Origin of the sequence: Brevibacterium sp. (assembly GCF_052105255.1) — a bacterium.
In the GTDB taxonomy this organism is placed as follows: domain Bacteria; phylum Actinomycetota; class Actinomycetes; order Actinomycetales; family Brevibacteriaceae; genus Brevibacterium; species Brevibacterium linens_B.
In genome coordinates, this window is sequence record NZ_JBQDYQ010000091.1 from 1 (window position 1) to 3841 (window position 3841).

The following is a 3841-nucleotide window of genomic DNA, read 5'->3' on the forward strand; positions in this document are numbered from 1 at the left end:
TCGACGACACGGTGATCGGCGCTGACCGACAGCGTGGTGATCTCACGCGGAACGATCTCGTCGCCCACCACCCACGGCTTCTTCCGCACCTGCCCGAACGCGAGGATCGCGGCCTCACCCGGATTGATGATCGGCGTACCCGCATCGACTCCGAAGACGCCGACGTTCGTGACCGTGATCGTACCCCCGGCCTGATCAGCCGGCGGTGTCTTGCCCGACCGCGCCAGAGCGGTGAGATCCTGAATGCCCTGTGCCAGTTCGCCCAGACCCATAGCCTGCGCGTTCTTGATGTTCGGCACGATGAGCCCGCGCGGGGTGGCGGCCGCGATGCCGAGATTGACGTACTTCTTCACGACGATCTCGTCGCCTTCGAGGCACGAGTTGATCCGCGGATTGCGTCCCACGGCCCACGCCACGGCCTTGGCGACGATGAGCAGCGGCGAGACCTTCACCTCCTCGCCGAGGAATTTCGTCGACTTCAGCCGGCGGACCATCGCCATCGTCTCGGTGACGTCGACGTCGAGGAACTCGGTGACGTGCGGCATGGTGAATGCCGAATCGACCATGGCCTTGGCCATCATCTTCGTCACTCCCTTGAACGGGATCCGCTCTTCGAGCGCTGCCTGATCACTCGCCGAGGCGGCCGCCGGTGCCGTGGCACCCGCGGTCGGTGCGGCCGTCCGATTGGCGGCGGCGTGCACATCGTCGCGCGTGACGTCTCCGCGGGGACCGGTCGGGGTCACCTGGGACAGGTCGACACCGAGATCCTTCGCAAGCTTCCGCACGGGCGGCTTCGCCAGCGGCTTGCCCGGTGAGGCAGGAGCCGATGCAGGCTGAGCTTGAGCCGCCGAAGCCGCAGCAGGAGCCGCTGCCGGTGCAGGCGGCGCAGCAGGTGCAGGTGCCGAAGCTGCTGGTGCCGGTGCGTCCGCGACCGGGGCCGCCGCAGGTGCTGCGGCAGGGACTGCGGCAGGGGCTGGGACGGGAGCGCCCTTGCGCGGACGACGCTTCGACGACGTCTCCTTCGCCCCGTAACCGACCAGGGTGGCTCCACCGTCGGCATCGCCGGAGGCATCGGCCGATTCCTCGGCCGAACCGGAAGCCGGCGCACCGGCGGAGACGGGGGCCGCCTCGGTGCCGGAGTCATCTCCGCCGAAGCGGATGATCGGGGTGCCGACCTCGATGGTCTGGCCCTCCTCGACCAGGAGGGCACCGACGGTGCCCGCGTGCGGGCTGGGCAGCTCGACGAGCGACTTCGCGGTCTCGATCTCGACGAGGATCTGGTTGACGGTGACAGTGTCGCCGGGGGCGACCTTCCACGCGACGATGTCGGCCTCGGTCAGGCCCTCACCGACGTCGGGAAGAGGAAATTCGAATGACATTCTTGACTCTCCTCGAAATCAGTAGGACAGGGCTCGATCGACACCATCGAAGATGCGATCGAGGTCGGGCAGGTAGTGCTCTTCCATCCGCGAACCGGGGTACGGGGTGTGGTAGCCGCCGACCCGGATGACCGGGGCTTCGAGGTTGAAGAAGCAGCGTTCGGTGATGCGCGCGGCAATCTCCGAACCGAGCCCAAGGAAGGTCGGAGCCTCATGAGCGACGACCAGTCGACCGGTCTTCGACACGGACTTCTCGATCGCGGTGAAGTCGATCGGGTTGAGGCTGCGCAAGTCGATGAGTTCGACGCTCTTGCCCTCCTCGGCGGCCGCGATGACCACGTCCTGCGCGGTCGGCACCAGCGGCCCGTAGGCGACGAGCGTGACATCGGTGCCTTCGGACACGACGCGGGCATCGTGCATGCCCAGCTCGCCTCGGGACGACGTGTCGACGTCCCCGCGCATCCAATAGCGACGCTTGGGCTCGAAGAACATCACCGGGTCCTCGCTCTTGATGGCGTCCTGGATCATCCAGTACGCGTCATGAGCGTTCGACGGTGAGACGAGCCGCAGTCCCGCGTGGTGGGCGAACACGGTCTCGGGGCTCTCCGAATGGTGCTCGGGCGAGCCGATGCCGCCGCCGAAGGGCACGCGGATGACCAACGGGATGTTCTCTTTGCCCAGGGTGCGGTTGTACAGCTTCGCCACCTGGGTGACGATCTGGTCGTAGGCCGGGAAGATGAACGCGTCGAACTGTATCTCGATGACGGGACGGTAGCCGCGGATGGCCATGCCGATCGAGGTGCCGACGATGCCGGACTCGGCCAGCGGCGCATCGATGACACGCTGCGGACCGAAGTCCTTCTGCAGACCTTCGGTGACGCGGAAGACGCCGCCGAGTTTGCCGATGTCCTCACCGATGAGGACGACCTTCGGGTCGTCCTCCATGGCCTTGCGCATTCCGGCGGTGATCGCCTTCGAGAGGGGAAGTTTCTCCATCAGGCCTCACCCGCATCGGCGAACGAGGCCTGGTATGCCAGGAATTCGGCACGTTCCTCGTCGACGAGGGAGTGGGGTTCCGCGGTGACGTGCGCGAACATCTCAACGCCGTCGGGGTTCTCCATGGTCATGCAGTTGTGGCGGATGCGGGCGGCGAGGGTGTCGGCCTCGGCGTCCACCTCGGCGAAGAATTCGTCGCTGGTCTCGGTGTGCTTGTCCAGGTACGCCTTGAGGCGGGTGATCGGGTCGCGGTCCTCCCAGATCTCCTCTTCGGCCTTGTCCCGGTACTTCGTCGGATCATCGGCCGTGGTGTGGGCGCCGCGACGGTAGGTGAAGGCTTCGATGAGCATCGGACCGTGGCCGGCGCGCACGGAATCGAGGCTGGCGCGGGCGACGGAGTACATTGCGATGATGTCGTTGCCGTCGACGCGGATGCCGGGGACTCCGAAGCCTTCGCCGCGGGTCGACAGCGGGGCTGCGGACTGGACGTGAGTCGGTTCGGAGATGGCCCACTGGTTGTTCTGGCAGAAGAACAGGACCGGGGCGTGGAAGGCTCCGGCGAAGGTCAGCGCCTCGGAGACATCGCCCTGCGAGGTCGCACCGTCGCCGAAGCAGGCGATGGAGACGGTGTCGCGTTCGATGTCGCCGGTGCCGACGTCACCGTCCATGGAGATGCCCATGGCGTAGCCGGTGGCGTGCAGGGCCTGCGAGCCGATGACGATGGTGTAGGTGTGGAAGCGGTGCTCCTGCGGATCCCAGCCGCCGTGGTTCTGACCGCGGAATATGGACAGCAGGGTTTCGGGTTCGACGCCGCGGGTGTAGGCGAGGCCGTGTTCGCGGTAGGTGGGGAAGACGAAGTCTTGGGGGCGAGCGGCTCGTCCCATGCCGATCTGGGCTGCTTCCTGTCCGAACAGAGGTGCCCACAGGCCCAACTGTCCCTGACGCTGCAGGGCAGCTCCTTCGGCATCGATGCGGCGAACCAGGACCATATCCCGGTAGAAGCCGCGCAGATCCTCATCGGTGAGTTCTGCGGCGAAGGCGTCGTACTCACCGGACTCGACGCGATTTCCGTCTTCGGTGAGCATCTGGATCATTCTGGGCTCCGAGGACTGACTGTGGGCAGCACCGGTTCCCACTGAAATGTTGGAGGTCATTTCAGTTCTCCTTTGTTCGAGGTCCATCTTCACCGGAGGTGACCAGTGGTGGACCGTGTCCGTCGGGCAGGCCCTCGGATGTGAGAACTCGCCCTCGAGTGATCTGATTCACAGGTGGTATCACAATACCGAATCCACTCACTGCTTGCCACTCTCCCCATGCGGTTCGAGTATCAAAAGTGCAGGTCAGGAACAGACTATGACCCGAGCTCGACACATGTGGCCGAGTTCCAAAGCGCTGAGTGGACAATTGTCGATCTCGGCAGAGATGCTCCATCGTCCGACCAATGCACATCCGAGCACCGAGGCGGC

3 protein-coding genes are annotated in these 3841 nt (G+C 65.5%); all 3 read right to left on the minus strand.

The annotated features are described in order from the left end of the window. Nucleotides 1–1379: dihydrolipoamide acetyltransferase family protein (locus ACTIIH_RS15355; protein WP_441452739.1), on the minus strand; the 1379-nt coding region annotated here is incomplete at its 3' end. A gap of 18 nt (nucleotides 1380–1397) precedes the next feature. Beyond that, nucleotides 1398–2375, minus strand: coding sequence for an alpha-ketoacid dehydrogenase subunit beta (locus ACTIIH_RS15360; protein WP_441452740.1), 978 nt, complete (start codon nucleotides 2373–2375; stop codon nucleotides 1398–1400). Further along, nucleotides 2375–3529 (minus strand): pyruvate dehydrogenase (acetyl-transferring) E1 component subunit alpha, encoded by a 1155-nt coding sequence (gene pdhA / locus ACTIIH_RS15365; RefSeq protein ID WP_169253557.1) that lies wholly within the window; start codon nucleotides 3527–3529, stop codon nucleotides 2375–2377. The genes ACTIIH_RS15360 and pdhA overlap by 1 nt, the downstream gene beginning before the upstream one ends. Nucleotides 3530–3841 lie beyond the last annotated feature (312 nt).